Source organism: Halomonas sp. BMC6, from assembly GCF_964204995.1.
Lineage (GTDB): Bacteria > Pseudomonadota > Gammaproteobacteria > Pseudomonadales > Halomonadaceae > Vreelandella.
Map to the genome: position 1 here is coordinate 2,157,280 of NZ_CAXNSH010000001.1, position 18,759 is coordinate 2,176,038.

The 18,759-nt window shown below is 58.1% G+C and carries 20 protein-coding genes; 13 read left to right on the forward strand and 7 right to left on the reverse strand.

Annotated elements, in window-relative coordinates; translation table 11 throughout:
• Positions 1-23: 23 nt before the first annotated feature.
• Both AB6K10_RS10380 and AB6K10_RS10385 read right to left on the reverse strand, forming a co-directional pair.
• Positions 24-383 (reverse strand): hypothetical protein, encoded by a 360-nt coding sequence (locus tag AB6K10_RS10380; protein WP_159341792.1) that lies wholly within the window; start codon positions 381-383, stop codon positions 24-26.
• Between the two features lie 305 nt (positions 384-688).
• The gene (locus AB6K10_RS10385) at positions 689-1,096 is read right to left on the reverse strand and encodes a CBS domain-containing protein (protein WP_159341793.1); all 408 of its coding nucleotides are present in this window, start codon (positions 1,094-1,096) and stop codon (positions 689-691) included.
• Positions 1,097-1,238: 142 nt separating this feature from the next.
• Between AB6K10_RS10385 and AB6K10_RS10390 the strand changes: the two genes are divergently transcribed.
• From AB6K10_RS10390 to AB6K10_RS10425, 8 genes are all read left to right on the forward strand, one after another.
• A complete protein-coding gene (locus AB6K10_RS10390; protein ID WP_339118641.1) occupies positions 1,239-1,772 on the forward strand; it encodes a YqaE/Pmp3 family membrane protein in 534 nt (177 codons plus the stop codon).
• Positions 1,773-1,857: 85 nt separating this feature from the next.
• Entirely contained in the window at positions 1,858-2,733 is an 876-nt protein-coding gene (locus AB6K10_RS10395; RefSeq protein ID WP_339118642.1) for a carboxylate/amino acid/amine transporter, read from the forward strand.
• A gap of 104 nt (positions 2,734-2,837) precedes the next feature.
• The gene (locus tag AB6K10_RS10400) at positions 2,838-3,770 is read left to right on the forward strand and encodes an NAD(+) kinase (RefSeq protein WP_159341796.1); all 933 of its coding nucleotides are present in this window, start codon (positions 2,838-2,840) and stop codon (positions 3,768-3,770) included.
• A 1-nt stretch (position 3,771) separates the two neighbouring features.
• Positions 3,772-4,758, forward strand: coding sequence for a metallophosphoesterase (locus tag AB6K10_RS10405; protein WP_159341797.1), 987 nt, complete (start codon positions 3,772-3,774; stop codon positions 4,756-4,758).
• 199 nt (positions 4,759-4,957) lie between these two features.
• Positions 4,958-5,809 (forward strand): rhomboid family intramembrane serine protease, encoded by an 852-nt coding sequence (locus AB6K10_RS10410; protein ID WP_339118643.1) that lies wholly within the window; start codon positions 4,958-4,960, stop codon positions 5,807-5,809.
• Between the two features lie 41 nt (positions 5,810-5,850).
• Positions 5,851-6,135, forward strand: a complete 285-nt coding sequence (locus AB6K10_RS10415) for a YeaC family protein (protein ID WP_159341799.1) — start codon at positions 5,851-5,853, stop codon at positions 6,133-6,135.
• Between the two features lie 46 nt (positions 6,136-6,181).
• Positions 6,182-6,982 carry a DUF2797 domain-containing protein gene (locus tag AB6K10_RS10420; RefSeq protein WP_253019001.1) on the forward strand — a complete coding sequence of 267 codons (801 nt, stop codon included), beginning with the start codon at positions 6,182-6,184 and terminating at the stop codon, positions 6,980-6,982.
• A 92-nt stretch (positions 6,983-7,074) separates the two neighbouring features.
• Positions 7,075-7,500 carry a CopD family protein gene (locus AB6K10_RS10425; RefSeq protein WP_285264360.1) on the forward strand — a complete coding sequence of 142 codons (426 nt, stop codon included), beginning with the start codon at positions 7,075-7,077 and terminating at the stop codon, positions 7,498-7,500.
• A gap of 49 nt (positions 7,501-7,549) precedes the next feature.
• On the opposite strand, the gene AB6K10_RS10430 is transcribed toward AB6K10_RS10425, so the two are convergent.
• Positions 7,550-8,008, reverse strand: coding sequence for a DUF2231 domain-containing protein (locus AB6K10_RS10430; RefSeq protein WP_339118644.1), 459 nt, complete (start codon positions 8,006-8,008; stop codon positions 7,550-7,552).
• A 68-nt stretch (positions 8,009-8,076) separates the two neighbouring features.
• Here AB6K10_RS10430 and coxB point away from each other — a divergent pair, with 68 nt between their 5' ends.
• Genes coxB through AB6K10_RS10450 form a run of 4 tightly spaced genes read left to right on the forward strand, consistent with a single transcriptional unit; the run spans position 8,077 to position 14,306 of the window.
• The gene (coxB, locus tag AB6K10_RS10435) at positions 8,077-9,138 is read left to right on the forward strand and encodes a cytochrome c oxidase subunit II (protein ID WP_339118645.1); all 1,062 of its coding nucleotides are present in this window, start codon (positions 8,077-8,079) and stop codon (positions 9,136-9,138) included.
• A complete protein-coding gene (ctaD, locus tag AB6K10_RS10440; RefSeq protein ID WP_339118646.1) occupies positions 9,135-11,660 on the forward strand; it encodes a cytochrome c oxidase subunit I in 2,526 nt (841 codons plus the stop codon). The genes coxB and ctaD overlap by 4 nt, the downstream gene beginning before the upstream one ends.
• 4 nt (positions 11,661-11,664) lie before the next feature.
• Positions 11,665-12,009 carry a hypothetical protein gene (locus AB6K10_RS10445; RefSeq protein ID WP_285264364.1) on the forward strand — a complete coding sequence of 115 codons (345 nt, stop codon included), beginning with the start codon at positions 11,665-11,667 and terminating at the stop codon, positions 12,007-12,009.
• A complete protein-coding gene (locus AB6K10_RS10450) occupies positions 12,000-14,306 on the forward strand; it encodes a cation-translocating P-type ATPase (protein ID WP_339118647.1) in 2,307 nt (768 codons plus the stop codon). The genes AB6K10_RS10445 and AB6K10_RS10450 overlap by 10 nt, the downstream gene beginning before the upstream one ends.
• Here AB6K10_RS10450 and AB6K10_RS10455 read toward each other — a convergent pair.
• Positions 14,227-14,520, reverse strand: coding sequence for a winged helix-turn-helix domain-containing protein (locus tag AB6K10_RS10455; protein ID WP_339118648.1), 294 nt, complete (start codon positions 14,518-14,520; stop codon positions 14,227-14,229). The two genes, AB6K10_RS10450 and AB6K10_RS10455, sit on opposite strands and share 80 nt — an antisense overlap.
• Before the next feature lie 38 nt (positions 14,521-14,558).
• A complete protein-coding gene (locus AB6K10_RS10460) occupies positions 14,559-15,638 on the reverse strand; it encodes a PA0069 family radical SAM protein (protein ID WP_339118649.1) in 1,080 nt (359 codons plus the stop codon).
• A gap of 157 nt (positions 15,639-15,795) precedes the next feature.
• Between AB6K10_RS10460 and AB6K10_RS10465 the strand changes: the two genes are divergently transcribed.
• Positions 15,796-16,359 (forward strand): cysteine hydrolase family protein, encoded by a 564-nt coding sequence (locus tag AB6K10_RS10465; RefSeq protein ID WP_339118650.1) that lies wholly within the window; start codon positions 15,796-15,798, stop codon positions 16,357-16,359.
• A gap of 6 nt (positions 16,360-16,365) precedes the next feature.
• Here AB6K10_RS10465 and AB6K10_RS10470 read toward each other — a convergent pair whose 3' ends face one another.
• Positions 16,366-16,746 (reverse strand): gamma-glutamylcyclotransferase family protein, encoded by a 381-nt coding sequence (locus tag AB6K10_RS10470; protein ID WP_339118651.1) that lies wholly within the window; start codon positions 16,744-16,746, stop codon positions 16,366-16,368.
• Positions 16,747-16,880: 134 nt separating this feature from the next.
• On the reverse strand, positions 16,881-18,548 hold the full coding sequence (pgi, locus tag AB6K10_RS10475; protein WP_044629392.1) for a glucose-6-phosphate isomerase: 1,668 nt from the start codon (positions 18,546-18,548) through the stop codon (positions 16,881-16,883).
• Positions 18,549-18,759: the final 211 nt, after the last annotated feature.

Genomic DNA, 18,759 nt, shown 5'->3' on the forward strand with positions numbered 1-18,759 from the left:
TTCTCCTCGTCGCTGCAGCGTGGTTAGCGCTGACGAAGCGCTGTATGTGCCGCTAAATGATCGCGCAGTGCTTTTAGCTCTGCGTAACCCTCTTGATTGAGCAGCGGTTTGCCTTGGGCAATTTGCCAGCGCCTGCCATGGGTATCCATCAGGTGGGACGCTCGGCGGCGAATATTGTCGAGATACTCGTCGTGGCGAATGGGGTAGCCAATCAAGGCGTTCCATTCCGTCTCGCTCACGCTGCTCTCCAGGGCTTTGTCAAAAAGGGCGATCAAATCCTTGGGTTCGGTACGATAGCGGGGTGTTCCTGCGTTCATCAGCACTAGCAGTACGGCGCCCATCACGAGTACACACACGCCTAACACCAGTAGATAAAGTGCCATCTTATGCTCCCGCCCGCATCAAGATGGACGCCAAGTTCAGCGCCCGTATCAGAGTCGATGCCCAGTATACGCCTGCGTCCGGCGAGACGAAAATTTTAACCTTTTGCGAACTTTTTCCCTGAGCAGTGTCTGAGAGTGTACAGGCAACATCGCGATGGCAGTCGCTAATAGTGTTGTTCTGGCTATTGTTTTCGATCCCTTGCTTCCGCTGCTTATTCAAGCAGCGGTTTTTTTTGTAGGTATTTTTTTATAGGTTTTTTTATAGATATATGGGGCAAAGCCCGAGGGATTAGGTATTCACGTGCTTAATGACGACGAATCGTGAGTAAAGCCATGAGAATATCCCGACGCGTGACGATGCCCACCAAGCGTTGCTGCTCGACGACCGGGTAAATTTTCGGCTTGGCACCGAGCATTTCCTGCGCGAGATCGGTCACGCTTTTGTTGGGCGAGGTGGTCAGCACGTCTTGACGCATGAGTTCCCGCACCAAGGGAGCCTCGTGGTCATGATAAATGCTATCGAGCACGTGCCCCAAGACATCCTGCTCGGAAATGAATCCGATCAAACGGTCCGACATATCCACGACCGGCGCCCCCGGCAGCCGATGCAGTGCCAGCCCTTGGGCGAGTGTCGTGATGGATGTCTCTCCTGAGACGCGGTAGCAGTCGCGGGACATGATGTCTCGAACGGTGTCTGGAATGTTTTTGTTCATGAGGGCACTCCTTATCATCATCGGCAGGCTGCCGCCGATTCTCTTACTGTAGGTGATTTAACTCACCCTGCGCTGCCCCCATACTGTCTCTATTCAACGCTTTGCTTTTTTAAATAAGCCTCAACCGCTGTGAGGAGTCGCGATGGACGCTCGTGAATACCTAAACCGTAAAGGCGTCGGCCTGGATCGAGATCCTGACAAGCCCAATACGCTGGAAGAGAAAGCCTGGGAGCGTGCTCGTGGCTCGGGTCAGCGTCGTCCCAAGGCAGGCACGCCCCACGATTGGGAAGATTGGGAGCGTTACCATGACGACCTGGCCGACGGTGCGGATTCCCTGGAACAAAAAATCGACAAAGAAGCGCACCGTCGAGCGCTCGCCCAGGAAAAGGCGGCCTCCGAACGAGCCAATGCGCCCGTCGAGCACTTTACGCCTGCGCCGGTGGTGAAAGAGGCCACGACCCGCTCGGAGCCCTCTTCCGTCGTGACGGACAGCGCCACCCCCGACGAGCCGGCCTCACTGCAGTGGGCGTACCGCGCGCTGGCCGTGTTACTACCGCCCCTCGCCCTGGGGTTGACCGATGGCGGTGCCCGACGCGTCGTCATCAGCGCACTGCTGACGCTGGCGGGCTGGCTCCCCGGCGTTATCTATGCGTTCGTGTGGTTGAACAAGCGCTAGCTTTCTCTTTTGCCGCTAGCCCATTGGCAGGAGAGGCGAATGACGTATAATTCCCGTCAACTAACTCTTTGTTTGAGGTTTACGAATGGGCTATCTGGTAGGCGTAACGGCGCTATGGGCGTTTTCGTTCTCGTTGATTGGGGTGTACCTCGCTGGTCAGGTGGACAGTTACTTTGCCGTGCTGGTACGGGTCACTCTGGCGATGCTGGTGTTTCTCCCTTTTTTACGTCCCAGCCTGCTGCGCGGTAAACAGCGGTTGGCGTTGATGGCGCTGGGCGCCATTCAACTCGGCGTGATGTACACCTTCTTTTATCACTCCTTTTTGCTGCTCGCTGTGCCGGAAGTGCTGTTATTCACCATTTTCACACCGGTGTATATCGCGCTGTTGGACGACCTGATGTTCAAGCGTTTTACGCCGATCTATTTGGTCACCGCTGTCTTGGCGGTGATCGGTGCGGGCGTCATTCGCTACGATGGAGTAGATAGCGGCTTTTGGTTAGGTTTTCTGGTCGTGCAGGGCGCTAACCTCTGTTTTGCCATTGGGCAAGTCGGCTATCGCCGTTTGGCATCCGGCCTGCCGCCCACGCTGGCATGGCACAACGTGTTTGGCTGGTTCTTCATCGGGGCTATGCTGGTGGCGCTGCCTGCTTTCTTGCTGTTCGGCAATAACTCGGCGCTGCCCGCCACGTCGCTGCAGTGGGGCGTGCTGGCCTGGCTGGGGCTCGTGGCGTCGGGCGTTGGGTATTTCGCCTGGAACCAGGGCGCCACGAAGGTCGATGCGGGCACGCTCGCCATCATGAACAATGCGTTGGTCCCCGCAGGCTTGGTCGTCAACCTCGTCATCTGGAATCGCGATGCCGAGCTGGACAAGCTGCTGCTGGGGGCGGCCATCATGGGTGCTTCGCTATGGCTGAACCACTGGTGGCTGCAGCGCCGAAAGGTAGCGGCTGCCGCAAGCTAAACCGCTGATTTGCCCGGCGCTAGGAGCACTTCTGCCGCGCCGGGTGATTTGCTCGATACCGCCTTCCTCTCCATAATGTGGGTTGATGCTAGCGAGAGTCACCCATGTCTAACACCCCATCGTCAAGCTCCCATACCGGTAGCCCGCGTCACCCAGCGAAGCCCTTCAAGACGATCGGCTTGATTGGCCGCCTTGGCAGTGACAAAGTCGTCGACTCGCTGCAACGCTTGGTCCGCTATTTGACCGAGCATGACTACAAGGTGCTCATCGAAGACCGAACCGCCACGGCGCTACCGCAGCACGGTTTGCCCGAGGCGAGCCGCCGTATGCTGGGCGAGCTATGCGATCTCGTGATCGTGGTGGGCGGTGACGGCAGTTTGCTAGGGGCCGCCCGTACTCTGTGTCGCAGCGGCACGCTGATTTTGGGCGTTAATCGTGGGCGGCTGGGGTTTCTTACCGATATTTCACCGGATGAGCTAGAGCATCGCGTTGGCGAAGTCTTGGCGGGCGAGTTCGAGGTGGAGGAGCGTTTTCTGCTGGATGCGGTGCTCTATCGCAATGGGGTGGCGGTGGGCAGCGGCGACGCGCTGAACGAAGTCGTCGTGCACCCTGGGAAAGCGGTGCGCATGATCGAGTTCGAGCTGTTCATCGATGGACAGTTCGTTTACAGCCAGCGCAGTGATGGACTGATCGTGGCCACACCAACGGGCTCCACTGCCTATGCGCTGTCCGGTGGTGGGCCAATCATGCATCCCAAGCTGGATGTGGTGACGCTAGTGCCCATGTTCCCACACACGCTCTCGAGTCGGCCCATCGTGATCGATGCGGCCAGTGAAATACGCATTCATATCGGCGAAACCAACCAAACGTACCCTCATATCAGTTGCGATGGCCAAACGCGCGCGGTGGCCAAACCTGACGATGTGCTGGTCATCACCCGTAAGCCGGAGCGCGTTCAGTTGGTGCATCCTATTGGGCACAATTTCTACGACGTGCTGCGCAGTAAGCTCGGCTGGAGCCATCGGCTGGGGGATTGATATGGAGGGTTACGACCTCATCGGCGATGTCCATGGCTGCGGCGCGACGTTGGCAGCGCTGCTCGAGAAGCTGGGGTATCACCAGCGGCGTGGTGTCTACCGTCACCCCCGACGCAAAGTGATCTTTTTGGGCGACCTCATCGATCGCGGGCCACGCATTCGACTTGCCGTTACCATTGCCCGGCGCATGGTGGAGGCGGGCGAGGCGCATATCGTCATGGGGAACCACGAATACAATGCGCTGGCCTATACCCACCCTGCGCCACGAGGCAGCGGCAAGCGCTGGCTGCGTGAGCACACGCCGCGCCACAATCGCATCATTCAAGACACGCTCGATCAATACCGCGACCACACCAACGAATGGGAAGATACGCTGGCATGGTTTAAAACCATCCCACTCTTTTTAGAGGTGGACGGCATTCGCGTCGTGCACGCCTGCTGGGACGCGACGCTGATCCATGAACTCAAGCAGCGTGCGCCCTCTGCACGGATGGATAGCCAGTTTTTGGTGGAATCCACCGACCCGACGTCCCAGGCGTATCGCATCCTTGATCGACTCACTCGTGGCCCCCATATACCGTTACCGACCGGGGTAGCGATTCACTCAGGGGATGGTTTCACCCGGCAAAGTTTTCGTGCGCATTTTTGGTCGGCCAACCCGCAGCAGTGGGGCGATGTCGTGTTTCAACCCGACAACTTGCCCGGCGACCTAGAGACGCAGCCGTTGAGCCAGAGCGAACGACAGCGGCTAAGTTATTATGGGCCCGACCAGCCGCCGCTCTTCATTGGGCATTATTGGTGTGAAGGGATTCCTGCGTTGCCAGCTCCCAATATCGCTTGCCTGGATTATAGCGCCGTCAAATTTGGCCGTTTAGTGGCATATCGTTGGAGCGGCGAAACACAGCTTAATGCCGATCATTTCGTTTGGATTCAAGTGCCTAGAGAAGAGCGTGCGTTACCTAAACCGTGGGAAATCGATTTTGATTAAGCGGGCGACTAAAGCGTTACATATGGTTACATAATTTTTGCAAAACAGCTGAACTAACCCCGTTGCCGGATATCAGAGTAAGTGTTCCCTTGAATGATCCCTTGCTTTTATCCGGCGGCCCCCTCCGCCGGATTTTTTTGTTTATCCGTTGGCCCTCTGGCGCTCAGGCGCACGACCACTTGGATAGTAGGGAGATGCCATGCATCCCGTCATGCTCTTACCCACGGGCGCAGACACACAGGCACTGCGCAAAGCGTTATGGCACTACCGTATTGGCCATCGCATTACGGACGAAGCCGAGGGCCAGCTGCTTTGGGTGGCCGACCCTCGTCAACGTGACGAGCTCCAGGCCGTCGTCGGGCGGTGGGAGCGGGGTGAACCGCTGATTCTCGACGGGGCTCAACCGCGGCGAGCCGCCAACGTCCAGCATCTCACCACGACGCTGCGCCATGTCCCGGTGACGGCTCTCATGATCGGTGTCAGCCTGCTGGTATTCGCCTTGAGCGTCGTGTTTGGCGATTTGCTGGTCGTGGCCCTGACCATCGTGCCGGTGGGTATTTCCGGCGGTCAGCTGGTGTACGGCTCGTTAGCGGACACCGTGATGGGAGGGCAGGTGTGGCGTTTGCTATCCCCCGCGTTTTTGCACTTCGGTTGGATGCACCTGATTTTCAACCTGATGTGGGTATGGTATTTCGGCCGACAGATCGAACAGCGCCAGGGCAGTAAAATGATGCTATTACTGCTTCTCGTCGCCGGTATTGGTGCCAACTTGGCGCAATACGTGACTGGGACGGTGCTGTTTGGTGGCATGTCTGGCGTGGTGTATGCGTTGCTGGCCCATGTGTGGCTTATGTCCCGCCGTGCCCCGCAAAGCGGTTTCTTCGTGCCGCAAATGCTGGTGGTCTTTATGCTCGGCTGGATGGTGTTCACCATGACCGACATCGCCAGTACCGTCGGCTTTGGCAACGTGGCCAATGAAGCTCACTTGGGCGGGCTGCTCGTGGGGCTCGCCTCGGGCTGGTATTATTCCTCCCAACGTAGAAAAGCCTAACGCCGCCAATTTGAACGCAGCCAACACGTGAGGTGCTGACCGTGAGCGATATGACCTTCGATAAAATGATTAACCAAATGACACCTGCGATTTATGAAAGCCTGAAGCAGGCGGTCTCGCTACGTAAATGGCCCGATGGCCGCCGGTTGACGCCTGAGCAAACCGAGCTGTGCTTGGAAGCGGTCATGCGCTATGAAGCCGAAAATAACGTACCGGAAGAGAACCGCGTAGGATACCTAGAACGTCGCACCTGTGGGGCAGGTGCAACGGGCGCCGGTGTGAGTCCCGAAATGGCGGGCCTGGGCCGGGATGCCACGCGTGACTGATTTGTTAATCCCAGAGGTCTCTCCCGTTAAAGGGTGTTTGCAAAAAATGGCGGCGGCGCTGCCTCGTCGCCAAGACGAACAGGTGGTTTACCACCTGCGCGCAGGTGAGCATCGGGTGGCATTGAATGAGCGTATTGGTTCCCCCATGCGCCTTTCATGGAGCGGGGCCATTGCCTGTACCCACTGCGGTCGGGCAACCAAAAAAAGTTTTGCACAAGGCTACTGCTACCCGTGTTTCAAACGGTTGGCACAGTGCGACACCTGCATCATGAAGCCGGAGACCTGCCACTACTACCAAGGCACCTGCCGCGAGCCGGAGTGGGGTGAGGCGCACTGCTTTCAGCCCCACATCGTCTATCTGGCTAACTCTTCCGGCTTGAAGGTGGGCATTACCCGCAAAACCCAAATGCCCACCCGCTGGTTGGATCAAGGCGCTATTCAGGCACTGCCGATTCTCGAAGTGAATACCCGCCAGCAGTCCGGGTTCGTCGAGATGCTCTTCAAAGAGCAGGTAGCCGATCGCACCAATTGGCGTGCCATGCTCAAAGGTGAGGTAGAACTACTCGATTTGCGCGCTGAACGTGACCGATTGTTGAACACTCTGGCAGACGGCTTAAGCCAGCTACGAAGTGTTCACGGCGAAGACGCCATTCGCACGCTGGACGAAGCGCCTCTGCAGTTCGACTATCCGGTTGCAGCGTTTCCGCGCAAAGTGGTCTCTCATAATTTTGATAAGCAGCCGCTGGTTGAAGGCACCCTTCAGGGTGTTAAAGGGCAATACCTCATGTTCGATACGGGGGTGATTAATCTACGTAAATTCACGGGTTACGAAATTTCGGTAGCGTGAAAAATAGGCATTTTGCCTAGCCAGAGTGGCATCGGTTGACTAGGGTTATTAGGGTCATCACAGACACTGCCTAGTTACGCAAGGAAGCCTCGATGCCATGGCTAAAACTGCTGCACATCGCCGCGCTGGTCATTTGGTGCGGCGCACTTCTTTATCTTCCAGCACTGTTACTGCAATCGCTGCAGCTACGTAAAGACGCGGGATTTGCCCAAGGCACACCTCCAATGCCGCGTTTTTTTTACAACTCTATCGCCACACCGGCCGCTCTCGCTGCGATTGCTTCGGGCACGCTGCTGTTTCTTCTGCATGGCCTGTTGGGCGGTTGGTTGATCCTCAAATTAGGCGCCGTGGTGCTGATGGTGGCGGCCCACGGCTGCTTTGGCTGGCTCATATTGCGTCTGGAGATGGGCATTTTCAACGGGGTGAAGACGGCCAGCCTGTGTGCACTGCTGCTGGCGCTGGTCGGTATTGTTGGCGTGCTTGGGTTTGTGCTTTCCAAGCCGCTGGAGTGGAGCTAGCTCAATGGCCAATGTCCTATTACGGGCTGCCATTGAGCCGCTCGGGTTACTATTCTACTTCAACGCCCACCGCGTGCTCGTACACCAGCTGGCCACCGAGCCACCCGGCCAGCGCAATCAAACCGGCCGTTACCAGCGAGATGGCCAACCCCCACGGCAGCACCGCATCGGGCTCAGTGAAACGCAGCAGCCAGTTCAGCGACGCCAGAGAGAGCATGACGACAGCGACTATCGCGTGACTCCAGCCCGTGATCAAACGGCGGATGCGGGCCACCGATACCAGGTCGATAATCCCGGCCACCGACGCAATCCAGCCGCCAAACGCGCCAACCCCCGCCAGCCAGAGCCCGCCGCGCAGCCAGAACATATCCTGGGTATACCAGTAGGCCAAGTCGCAGGCGACCAACGCCATCAGGGCCGCCACCGGGAAGTGAATCATCACTGGGTGAAGCGGGTGCCCTGCCAGCGATGCGCGGCTTTTGATCGAGCGTTGGGGAGTCTGTGTCATGGTCACTTCCTGTGGTTAGACAAATCAAAACAGTTAGATAGATCAACTGTATGTCAGGGAAAACGCTAATGAGGGAACGCCATAGCGCCACATGCATCCTGTCGTATCGAACAGCGCGCCGAGCCCGTCGACTGGCCTATTGGCTAGGGGGTGGCTTGCTGTTAGGTGTCGCGGGTTGCAGCGGCGACAGCTCTATCTTAGACCCTGCTGGGCCCGCCGCAAGAGACGTGCGGTTAATTTGGTGGGTGATGCTGGGGTTTGCCACCATCGTGCTGATTGGTGTCACCGTGGTTTGGCTGTACGCCTTCAAACCGCGCAACGTGGAGCGCACGCCTGCCCAAGAACGACGTATTGCCCGGCGTTGGATCATTGGCGGTGGCCTCATTTTGCCCATTGCCAGTATTACGGCGCTGCTAATGTTTGGGGTGCCCGCCGGGCAGCGCATGCTACCGCTCCCGCTAGGCGAGCCGCCTGAAGTGATTGAAGTGATCGGCCACCAATGGTGGTGGGAGGTGCGCTACCCAGGCGCCGAAGGCGGCGAAGTCGTCACCGCTAACCAGCTCGTTATGCCCGCTGGGGAGCCGGTGGATTTTCACGTGAGCGGCGCGGATGTCATTCACGCGTTTTGGGTGCCGCGCCTGGGCGGAAAAATCGACATGCTGCCAGGAAGGGTGAATAAAATCCGCCTGGAAGCCGATGAGCCCGCCGTGTTTGGCGCCCAGTGTGCCGAGCTGTGCGGGGTGGGCCATGCCCATATGCATTTGTATGTCGAAGCCGTGCCTCGTGAAGCATTTGATGCATGGCTAGCGGCTCGCCAAGACGCAGAACTAAACGAATTAGCGACCCAAGATTCAGCCCACGATAGCGCAAGAGAGGCCTTTGCGACCCACTGCGCGAGCTGCCATCGAGTGGCTGGCGTCAGCCAGGGCGGTGTAGGGCCGAATCTCTCGGATGTCGGTAGCCGCACGATGCTGGGTGCCGGTGTGATGGCCATGGAAGAGGGCGCGGTGAGCCAGTGGCTGCAGCAGCACCAAACGCTGAAGCCAGGCAATAAAATGCCCGCTCACGACGATATTGATACGGACACCTTGGATGCCCTGGGTGCTTGGCTGGAGACCTTGACCCCATGAAGAGCGTGAATCAAGAGGCGGCAGAGCAGGACCCGCAGCAACTACACGAAGACCTACATGACATTTGGGGTAACCCGAAAGGGCTAAAGGCCCTCACCATCGTGAACCATACAACGCTAGGTCTGCGTTTTATGATCACCGGGATGGTGTTTTTCCTGATTGGCGGCATTCTCGCCATGCTGGTGCGTACCCAGCTAGCGATGCCCGACCAGGACTTTATGTCGCCGGAGATCTATAACCAGGTCACCACCATGCACGGCACGGTGATGATGTTTCTGTTCGCCATTCCTATGCTGGAGGGCCTGGCGATTTACCTGATCCCTAAAATGATTGGTGCCCGTGACTTGGTGTGCCCACGGCTAACGTCGCTGGGCTATTTCTGCTATCTGTTTGGCGGGATTATCCTCACTTCCAGCCTAATTATTGAGATGGCGCCTTCAAGCGGCTGGTTTATGTACACGCCGCTAAGCAGTAAAGAGTTTGCCCCAGATTTGGGCTCTGATTTTTGGCTGCTGGGCATCACCTTTGTGGAGATATCAGCGCTCTCGGCGGGGGTGGAGCTGGTGGTGTCTATCTTACGCACCCGCACCCAGGGCATGGCGCTGCACAAAATGCCGCTGTTTGCGTGGTATATCCTCGCCATGGCGCTGATGATCGTGGTGGGCTTCCCACCGCTGATACTTGGCAGCGTGCTGCTGGAGCTTGAGCGAGCAGTCGGCATGCCGTTTTTCCAAATTGCGGGCGGCGGCGACCCGGTACTCTGGCAGCACCTGTTCTGGCTGTTTGGCCATCCGGAGGTGTACATCATCTTTCTGCCTGCCGCTGGTATTGTCTCCACTTTGATTCCGGTGTTTGCCGGGCGGCCCATTGTGGGGTACGGCTGGGTAGTGGCAGCGATCACCATCATGGGCTTTATCAGCTTTGGGCTATGGGTTCACCACATGTTCACAATTGGCATTCCGCAGCTGGCCCAGGCGTTTTTCTCGGCGGCCAGTATGCTAGTGGCCGTGCCCACGGCGATCCAGGTGTTTGTCTGGATAGCCACGCTCTGGCTTGGCAAACCCAAAATGAAGCTGCCCATGCTGTGGGTGATGGGCTTTTTAATTATCTTTGTGTGTGGTGGGTTAACCGGCGTCATGCTGGCGCTGGTGCCGTTTAACTGGCAGGTGCACGACACCCACTTTGTGGTGGCGCACATGCACTACGTGCTGGTGGGGGGCATGTTCTTCCCGCTAATCGCCGGGCTTTACTACTGGCTGCCGCTCTTTTCTGGGCGAATGCCCTCCGAAAACCTGGGGCGCTGGGGCTTCTGGCTTACCTTCCTGGGCTTTAACGGCACCTTCTTGATCATGCACTGGACTGGGCTGCTCGGTATGCCCCGGCGGATTTACACCTATGAAGCGGGCTCAGGTTGGGAGATTTTCAACCTGCTCTCATCCATCAGTAGCTTTGTGCTCTCGGCAGGGATTGCCATGGTGCTGTTGGATATCGCGCTGCACTTCCGGTTTGGCAAGCCCGCCAAGCATAACCCTTGGAATGCCGATACGCTGGAGTGGGCCAACACCATGCCGCCCAGCGCCTATAACTTTGTCAGCCTCCCCAATGTCGAAACCCGCCACCCGCTATGGGATGACCCAAATCTGCCGCATACCATGGCCGAGGGTAAGCACTCGCTGGCGGTGGCCTCCCACGGCAGGCGGGAGATGTGGGGTACCGACCCAATTACCGGCAAGGTGCGCGAGATTATTCATCTGCCCGGTAACTCCTGGTGGCCGCTGTTTGCCGCTGCCGCGCTGGCGGTGGTGTGCCTGAGCCTGCTGACCAAGGTGTACGCGTTGGCAGGCGTGTTCGTGATGATTGCCGGTATCTTTCTGCTGCGCTGGTCCTGGGAGAACGGCGCGCATCCTAAAGCGGCACCGGATGCGGGCGTAAAACCGGGCGACCCACCGCTCCACTCGCGCACGATGGACGGTCCAGGCCTTTGGGCGATGGGTGTTTTTCTGATCGCCAACGGATCGTTTTATCTCTCTTATCTGTTTGGCTGGTTCTACCTCTGGACCGTTTCACCGGAATGGCAGATGCCGGAGACGCCGCCGCTATCGCTCATGCTTATGTTGGCAGCGGGCGTGGCGGTGTTGGCCGGATGTGTGGTGATGGAGCGGCTGGTGCGCGGGCTGCGCCAGCAACGTGATGCCGGGCTAGGCGCAGGCTTCTATTTAGCCGCTGCGTTAGGTGCACTGCAAGTGGGGCTAATGGGCTGGGCGTTGTGGCAAGCCGAACTTGCTCCCACACAAACCTCCCACGATGCGGTGATGCTGGTCGGCCTTGTCTACGCCCTGTTCCACGGCGGTTTAGCGGTCGTCTTGACCGTGCTTCAAGGCCTGCGTGTGGGTTATGGCTATGTGGGCGCTCATGCTCCCTTCGAGCCGGGCGTAGTAGCCCTGCTTTGGCGCTATAACGTGGTCACCTTTGGGCTGCTCATAGGGGCGCTGGCGGTGCTGCCCCGCGTGTTAGGAGGGTAGGGCGATGGAACGATTGAACTTTACCCACCCTATCCATTTGATAGTGGGGCTAACGCTCTGGAGCGTTTGGTTTGTGGCCGTTTATAGCGGCCTATCGGTGGCCTGTGCGGTAAATCCACCGTCGCCGGAGGCAAGATCACTCACGCTGCTCAACGCAGGTCTGGGCGGTTTTACCCTTCTCTGTGCTGCTGGGCTTGTGCTGTTGGCCTGGGGGTGCTGCCGCACAGCCAAGCAGCATCAGGGGCGTCAGCGCTTTCATGCCGTGGTATCCGGTTGGCTCTACTTGTTTTCTGCCTTTGGCGTGGCGTTTGCGGGGCTACCCATCATTGGCGTGCCGCCTTGTCTGTAACCGTGAACAGTGACTCGCCTGCTAATGACGACGCACCGCTCTATACGCTTCATGGCATGTGGTGCACCAGCTGTGCGCTGGCGGTAGAGGGCGCGCTAGCCCGCGTGCCGGGAGTCGCTGAGGCCAGCGTTCATTACCCTACTGCAACGGTATGGGTGAAAGGCACTCCCGCAGCAACCCAGTTGGCGGCGTTAGCCCCCGTGGTGAAACGGCTGGGCTATCAGCTGAGCGAGTTAGAGCCAGTGCAAGATGCCCAGCAGCGCTTAGCCCAAGAGAGCCGCTACCTCACGCTGCGCCTGATTGTAGGTGCGGTGTTGGGTATGTGGACCATGTTGGCATCGCTGCTGATCTACGTGGGCGCGCTGCCCAATGCCACCATAGAGCTGGTCGTTGCTTGGGTGGCCGGTGCCTTTTCTCTGCCCGTCGTGCTCTATTCCGGCCTTCCGTTTTACCGAGCGGGGTGGCGCACGCTATTGGCCCGACGTCCCGGCATGGATGTATTGATAAGCCTGGGTGTGTTTGGCGCCATGGCGGTATCGGTAGGGCTGCTGCTGCGCGGCTCTTCAGAGGTCTATTTCGATACTGCGGTGATGCTGATTGTGCTGCTTCTGGTGGGCCGGCTGGTCGAAACCCTGTGCAGGCAACGGGGGCTTAAAGCCTTTGATGCACTAAGGCTGCCGGAAGCTGATGTGGTGGTTTGCCAAGGCGGGCAGCGCGACACGCAGCCCGTTGGGGAAGTCTCCATAGAAGCCGTGATTGAAGTGCCCCCTGGTGAGCAGGTGCCTCTGGATGGACTGCTGGAAACGCCCGGCTGGCTGGATACCGCCACGCTCACTGGGGAAAGCGTGCCCTGTTATCTGCATGCTGGGCAGCGCGTCTATGCGGGCTGCCGCTATGCGGCGGGGCTAAACGCAGCGCCTTTGAAGGTGACTGTGACGGCCACCGTCGGCCAGCGGCGGGTGGATAAACTGTGCGAGCAAATGCGCCGCGCCCAGGCAAAAAAGGGCGAATTGCACAAGCTGGCCGACCGCTTTGCCTCATGGCTAAGCCCCGTAGCGCTGCTGCTGGCTGTGCTGACACTCCCACTCGGGCTGCTATTGGGCCTTGGTCTAGAAGACGCTGCTGTGCGTGCGCTGTCTGTTTTGGTGGTGGCTTGCCCCTGCGCGGTGGGGCTGGCGGTTCCGCTGGCAAGCCTTGCCGGTAGCAGCCAAGCGTTACAGCAGGGCATTGCGCTTCGCGACCCTGCTGCTTTTGAAACCCTGGCGAACGTACGCGGCATTGCCTTCGATAAAACCGGTACGCTCACCCGGGGTCAGCATCAGGTAGTGCACGCCGCACTGCGCCAGGGCGAAGATCTCACGATTTTTCAGACGATGCTGCACAGCGCCGTCAGCCAAAGCGAACACCCGCTAGCCAGCGGTTTGCTGGACTGGGCGAACAAGGCTGAAACAGCAACGCCGCCCAAGGCACTTCATAAAGTACTTCATCTTGAGGAGCATCCCGGCAAAGGCCAGCAAACAACGTTTCAAAACGGAGAGCGATGGTGGTCAGGTAGCGCCGCATGGATAGAGCAGCAGCTGGGCACATCGTTGCCAGATAACGCCCAACACCCTGACTACGCCTTTGCTTCACAGGTGGTAGTAGCCAACAGCCGCGGTTGGCTTGCCACGCTCTACTGTGCCGACCAGCCGGTAAGCGATGCGACAGCGAGCCTTGCCGAACTACAGCGCTCAGGGTACATCGTGGCGCTGATCAGCGGCGACCGCCAGGGGCCGGTGGGCTGGCTTGGCCTGCAGGTGGGGCTAGCAAAAAACGCGTGCTACGCCCAGCGTTCGCCGGAAGCCAAAGCTGCGCTGCTCAAAGCGCTGCCATCGCCCACGCTCTATGTGGGCGACGGGGTGAACGATACCTTGAGCCTTGCCGAAGCCGGGGTAGGCGTCGCCCCCATGCAAGCCAGCGAAGCCGCCCGCGAAGGAGCCGCCGCGCAGCTGCTTTGGCCTGGGGTGAGCGGTATCGTAAGGCTATTGGCACTGGCTAAGCGCACCCGCCGAGTCATGGTACAAAACCTAGTGTTTTCGGCACTCTATAACACGCTGGCGCTTGGGCTGGTGATCATGATGGCGGTACCGCCCTTGGCCGCCGTACTGGCGATGGTCGCAAGCTCGCTCAGCGTGACGTTAAACACAGCGCGCCTTGCGTGGGCAGAGCCTGACGAGGCTAGCGATAGCCCAATGCCTGCCCCATCCGCTCAGCGTTCGATGCCACCCACTGCGGGTCAATCGCTCCCCACTGCTTAATGGTGTAGTGGCCAATGTTGTGGCGCTCGCCGTGGCCTTTTTCAAATACGCACTCAATATCCAATTCCCCCAAGGACGTAATGGTGTCCTGGGCGGTTCGCCTCGGCATGCCGGTGGCTTCCATCAGCGCGGGTACGCTGGCCACGCCTTGCTCAATCAAGTGGGCCACGTAAAGGCGGCGGTAAAAGCTGGATTTTGTTTTGCTGAGCGACATGGAGAGGGCGTCTTCTTAGTGATGGGTATTCCTGCAGTCTAATCAAATAAATCTCCCTGTGCCCGGGGCGGGCGAAAATCACGGGTATTCAGCCCCTGCTCGGTGCGTGGCTGCATGTTCCATTGGCGGCTAGCACGCTGAAACCGCTGGGCGATTAAGTCAGCGAATACCCCCTCGCCGCGAAAGCGCTTACCAAAGGCAGCATCGTAGGTTTTACCGCCCCGACACTGGCGCATCAAACTCATTACCTTAGCGGCGCGCTCGGGGTAGTGGGCTTCTAGCCACGCTTCAAACAGCGGCGCGACCTCGTGGGGCAGCCTTAGCAGCATCCAGGTCGCGGTGCGCGCCCCGGCACGGCTGGCGGCTTCCAGAATGCGCTCAATTTCGTGGTCGGTCAGGCCGGGAATAATCGGTGATACTAGCGTGCCCACCGGTATTCCCGCCGTGTTTAGCTCACGAATCACTTTCAAGCGCGCCTGCGGCGATGCCGCACGGGGTTCCAGCGTGCGCTTTAGGTTAGCGTCTAGGCTGGTCAAGCTCACGAACACCCGCACCAAGCGATGCTCCGCCATTTCTGCTAGTAGATCGATATCCCGCAAGATCAGCGTGCTTTTCGTCACTAGCGTCACCGGGTGGCGGCAAGCCAACAGCAATTCCAGCAAGCGGCGAGTGGTTTGGTAGGTGGCCTCTAGCGGCTGGTAACAGGCGGTATTGCCGGAGAGGTTAATGGGGCGGCAAACATAGTAGGGGTGGCAAAGCTCCTCTTTTAAATGCTCCACCAGCCCGTGGCGGGCGATCAATTTGGTTTCAAAATCCAGCCCCGGTGATAAATCCCAATAGGCGTGGGAGGGACGCGCATAGCAGTAGACACAGCCATGCTCACAGCCGCGATACGGGTTAAGCGAACGATCAAAAGGTAAATCTGGCGATTTGTTCCAAGAGAGTGCGCTTTTACTGGCTTCCTCGCGCACTTCTGTTGCCAGCGAGATAGAGGCTTCTTCCTGCCACCAGCCGTCATCCTCTGCCACGCTGCGGGTAGGGGCAAAGCGGTTATGTGGGTCGTAGGTTGCACCGCGCCCTTTATGCACGGTAGCGCGAGAGGGATCCAGTGATGTCATCTGCCACCTCATACGTAGTATCAATATATATGTTTATAAATACAGTATATGGGGTTTGCTCAGCACCGCAACCAAGCGGGCAGTACAGCCACGACAGCGCTAATGGTATTTTGGGAAAAGAGGGGCGACTTACTTGGATGATTGCAGGAGGGAAAGCATGTACGCGACGACGAATCAGCGTATGGCGCTGATCATTATCGACATGCAGCAAGGCATGGCGACTGAAAAAGCGGGAGAGCGCAATAACCCGCAAGCCGAAGCCAACATTCAGCGACTGCTAGCCACTTGGCGGCAAAGCCAGCAGTCAGTGGTTCATGTGCGTCATCTCTCTCGCTCACCCGAATCGCCTTTTTGGCCCGGGCAGAGCGGCGTGCTGTTCCAGCCTGCGTTTGAGCCACTCGCTACCGAACATATCGTCGATAAAAACGTGCCCGATGCGTTCACGCACTCTGGGTTAGAGCGCTGGCTACGCGTACGCGGCATCCATAAGCTGGTCATTGTAGGCGTCAGTACCAGTAATTCAGTCGAAGCCACGGTACGTTCGGCGGGGAATTTAGGCTTCGATGCTTATGTGGTGAGCGATGCCACCTTCACGTTCGCAAAGCAAGATTACGCCGGCACCTATCGCACTGCCGAAGAGGTGCATGCGATGTCGCTGGCGAATTTAGCAGGGGAGTATGCGGAGGTTGTGAGTACGGAAGAGGCATTTGCCTTACTGTAAATCGTTTTACCACTCTCCGCTCTTGATCTGCGACGTTGCCTCAACCGGTGGATTGTAGATATAGCACCAGGCATCGCCATACTGTGTTGCCAGCACCATCCGGTCGTACATCCCTTCTGCGGGAGAGTGATGCAAGTAATCTTCTAGCTCATCCAGTCGTGCTAGCTGTTCGGCGTTAATGGCATACACTTCCACCTTAACGCCTGTGGATGGCGTGAGCTTAGCGCCTGGGTAGGGGCCAAGGTCGTAAAGTGTGATTCCCGTTAAACGGTCTTGGCCCAGCATGTTAGCGCCGTTTAGCCAGTGATGATTGCGATGGCCGTACTTTAACGTGCCGTATACCGCGACTCGTGGGCAGTGCTGGATGGCTTGGTGAAGATGCTGCATGGGTTCACCTTTTCACAATATTAAATAAGCCACGGCTACGCGCCGATTGTCGACGGTTGAGAGCCACTCATTAGGCATTGACCCAAAAGCGCCCTGGCAGTCTGCCAAGGCGCTGTGCTTACTTACTTTTTATCCTAACGCTTCTTCCGCACCGGTTTTTTATCGCTGCTTGCTGGCTCGGCGCTATCGGCTTTGCGTGCGCTGGTGGGGAAGTGGGCACGCACCAGCTCAAGCAGCCCCTGCGTAGAAGCGTCGAAGTCGGCGGCGTTGGCGTCGATGCGCTCGCTGATTTCACCGGCGATGCGCTTGCCTAGCTGTACGCCCCACTGGTCGAACGAGTTGATGTTCCAGATCACGCCCTGCACGAACACCTTGTGCTCGTAGAGCGCAATCAGCGCGCCCAGGTTTTTCGGCGTTAGCTCGTCGAGCAGCAGAGTGCTGGAGGGGCGGTTGCCGGGGCAGCTGTAGGGGTCGAGCTGGCTAAGCTCTTTGCTGTCGCCTTGGCTGCCTTCCATAAAGGCGTTGGCTTGGGCCAGCATGTTGGTCAGTAGCGCGAAGTGGTGGTCTTCCACGCCCGGTTCCGGCTTGAGCGAGGCGATAAAATCGATGGGCACATAGCGCGTGCCCTGGTGCAGCAGCTGGAAGAAGGCGTGCTGGCCGTTGGAGCCGGTTTGGCCCCACACAATTGGGCCGGTTTTGTAGTTCACCGGGTGGCCGAAAATATCCACCGACTTGCCGTTAGACTCCATATCCAACTGCTGCAGGAAGGAGGGCAGCTGGTTGAGCGCTTGGTCGTAGGGTACGATGGCTTGGGTTTCCGCGCCGATAAAGTTGATGTACCAGATGCCGATTAGCGCCATAAGGACCGGCATGTTTTGAGCGAAAGGCGCTTCGATAAAGTGCCGGTCCATCTCATGGGCGCCTTCCAGCAGCTCGATAAAGCCTTCAAAGCCAATCGAGAGCGCAATCGGTAAGCCGATGGAAGACCACATGGAGTAGCGGCCGCCCACCCAGGCCCAAAACTCAAACACGTTCTCTTCGCGAATACCGAACTCCATCGCCGCTTTGCGGTTGGTGGAAGCGGCAATGAAGTGCGCGCCCACGTCCGCGTCTTCGCCAGCGTTCTCCAGGAACCAGCGCCGCGCCGTCTTGGCGTTGAGCAGGGTTTCCTGGGTGGAGAAGGTTTTGGTAGAGACGATAAACAGAGTGGTGGCGGGGTCTAGCCGCGACAGCACTTTCTGTATATGGGTGCCGTCCACGTTGGAAACGAAGTGGAAGTGCAGCTCTGGGTGGCGATACTTCAACAGCGCACGCACTGCCATGTTGGGGCCAAGGTCCGAGCCGCCGATGCCGATATTGACCACATCTTTAATACGCTGGCCGTTATAGCCTTTCCACTCGCCGCTACGCACCGCTTCCGAGAACAGCTTGATCTGCTCGCGGGTGCGGGTGATTTCTGGCATCACGTCTTCGCCGTCCACATACACCGGTTCATCACCAAGATGGCGTAGGGCGGTGTGGAGTACCGGGCGGTTCTCGGTCACGTTGATAATGTCGCCAGAAAACATTTGGGCGCGGCGCTGTACCAGGGCGGAATGGTCGGCTAGCTCGATTAGTTTAGCCAGCACTTCATCCGATACCTGATGCTTGGAGTAATCTAGAAAAAGGCCGCCGACGCGGAGGCTCATTTTTTCGAAGCGCTGCGGGTCATTCGTAAAGTAGTCACGAATGCGGTCATTGGCGGTTTTATCGCGCAGGCGCTCTAGGGCCTGCCAAGTAACGCTGCGAGTGAGTTGAAACATAACGGGCGGTCCTGTTGTTTTTACATCTGTTTTACATCGTTATCGCTAACGGGGCGTGTCCGACCCTTGGCGTCGCTGTTATTTATGTAAAAATACTACATGTTGCGCGCTTGAGAACAACAGTTAGCGATCAATGGTAAGAAAAATGGTTAATAAAACAGCGGGGTGGTGGTCGTCTTGAATGTCTGACTGAAAAACAAAAGGGCGAGAT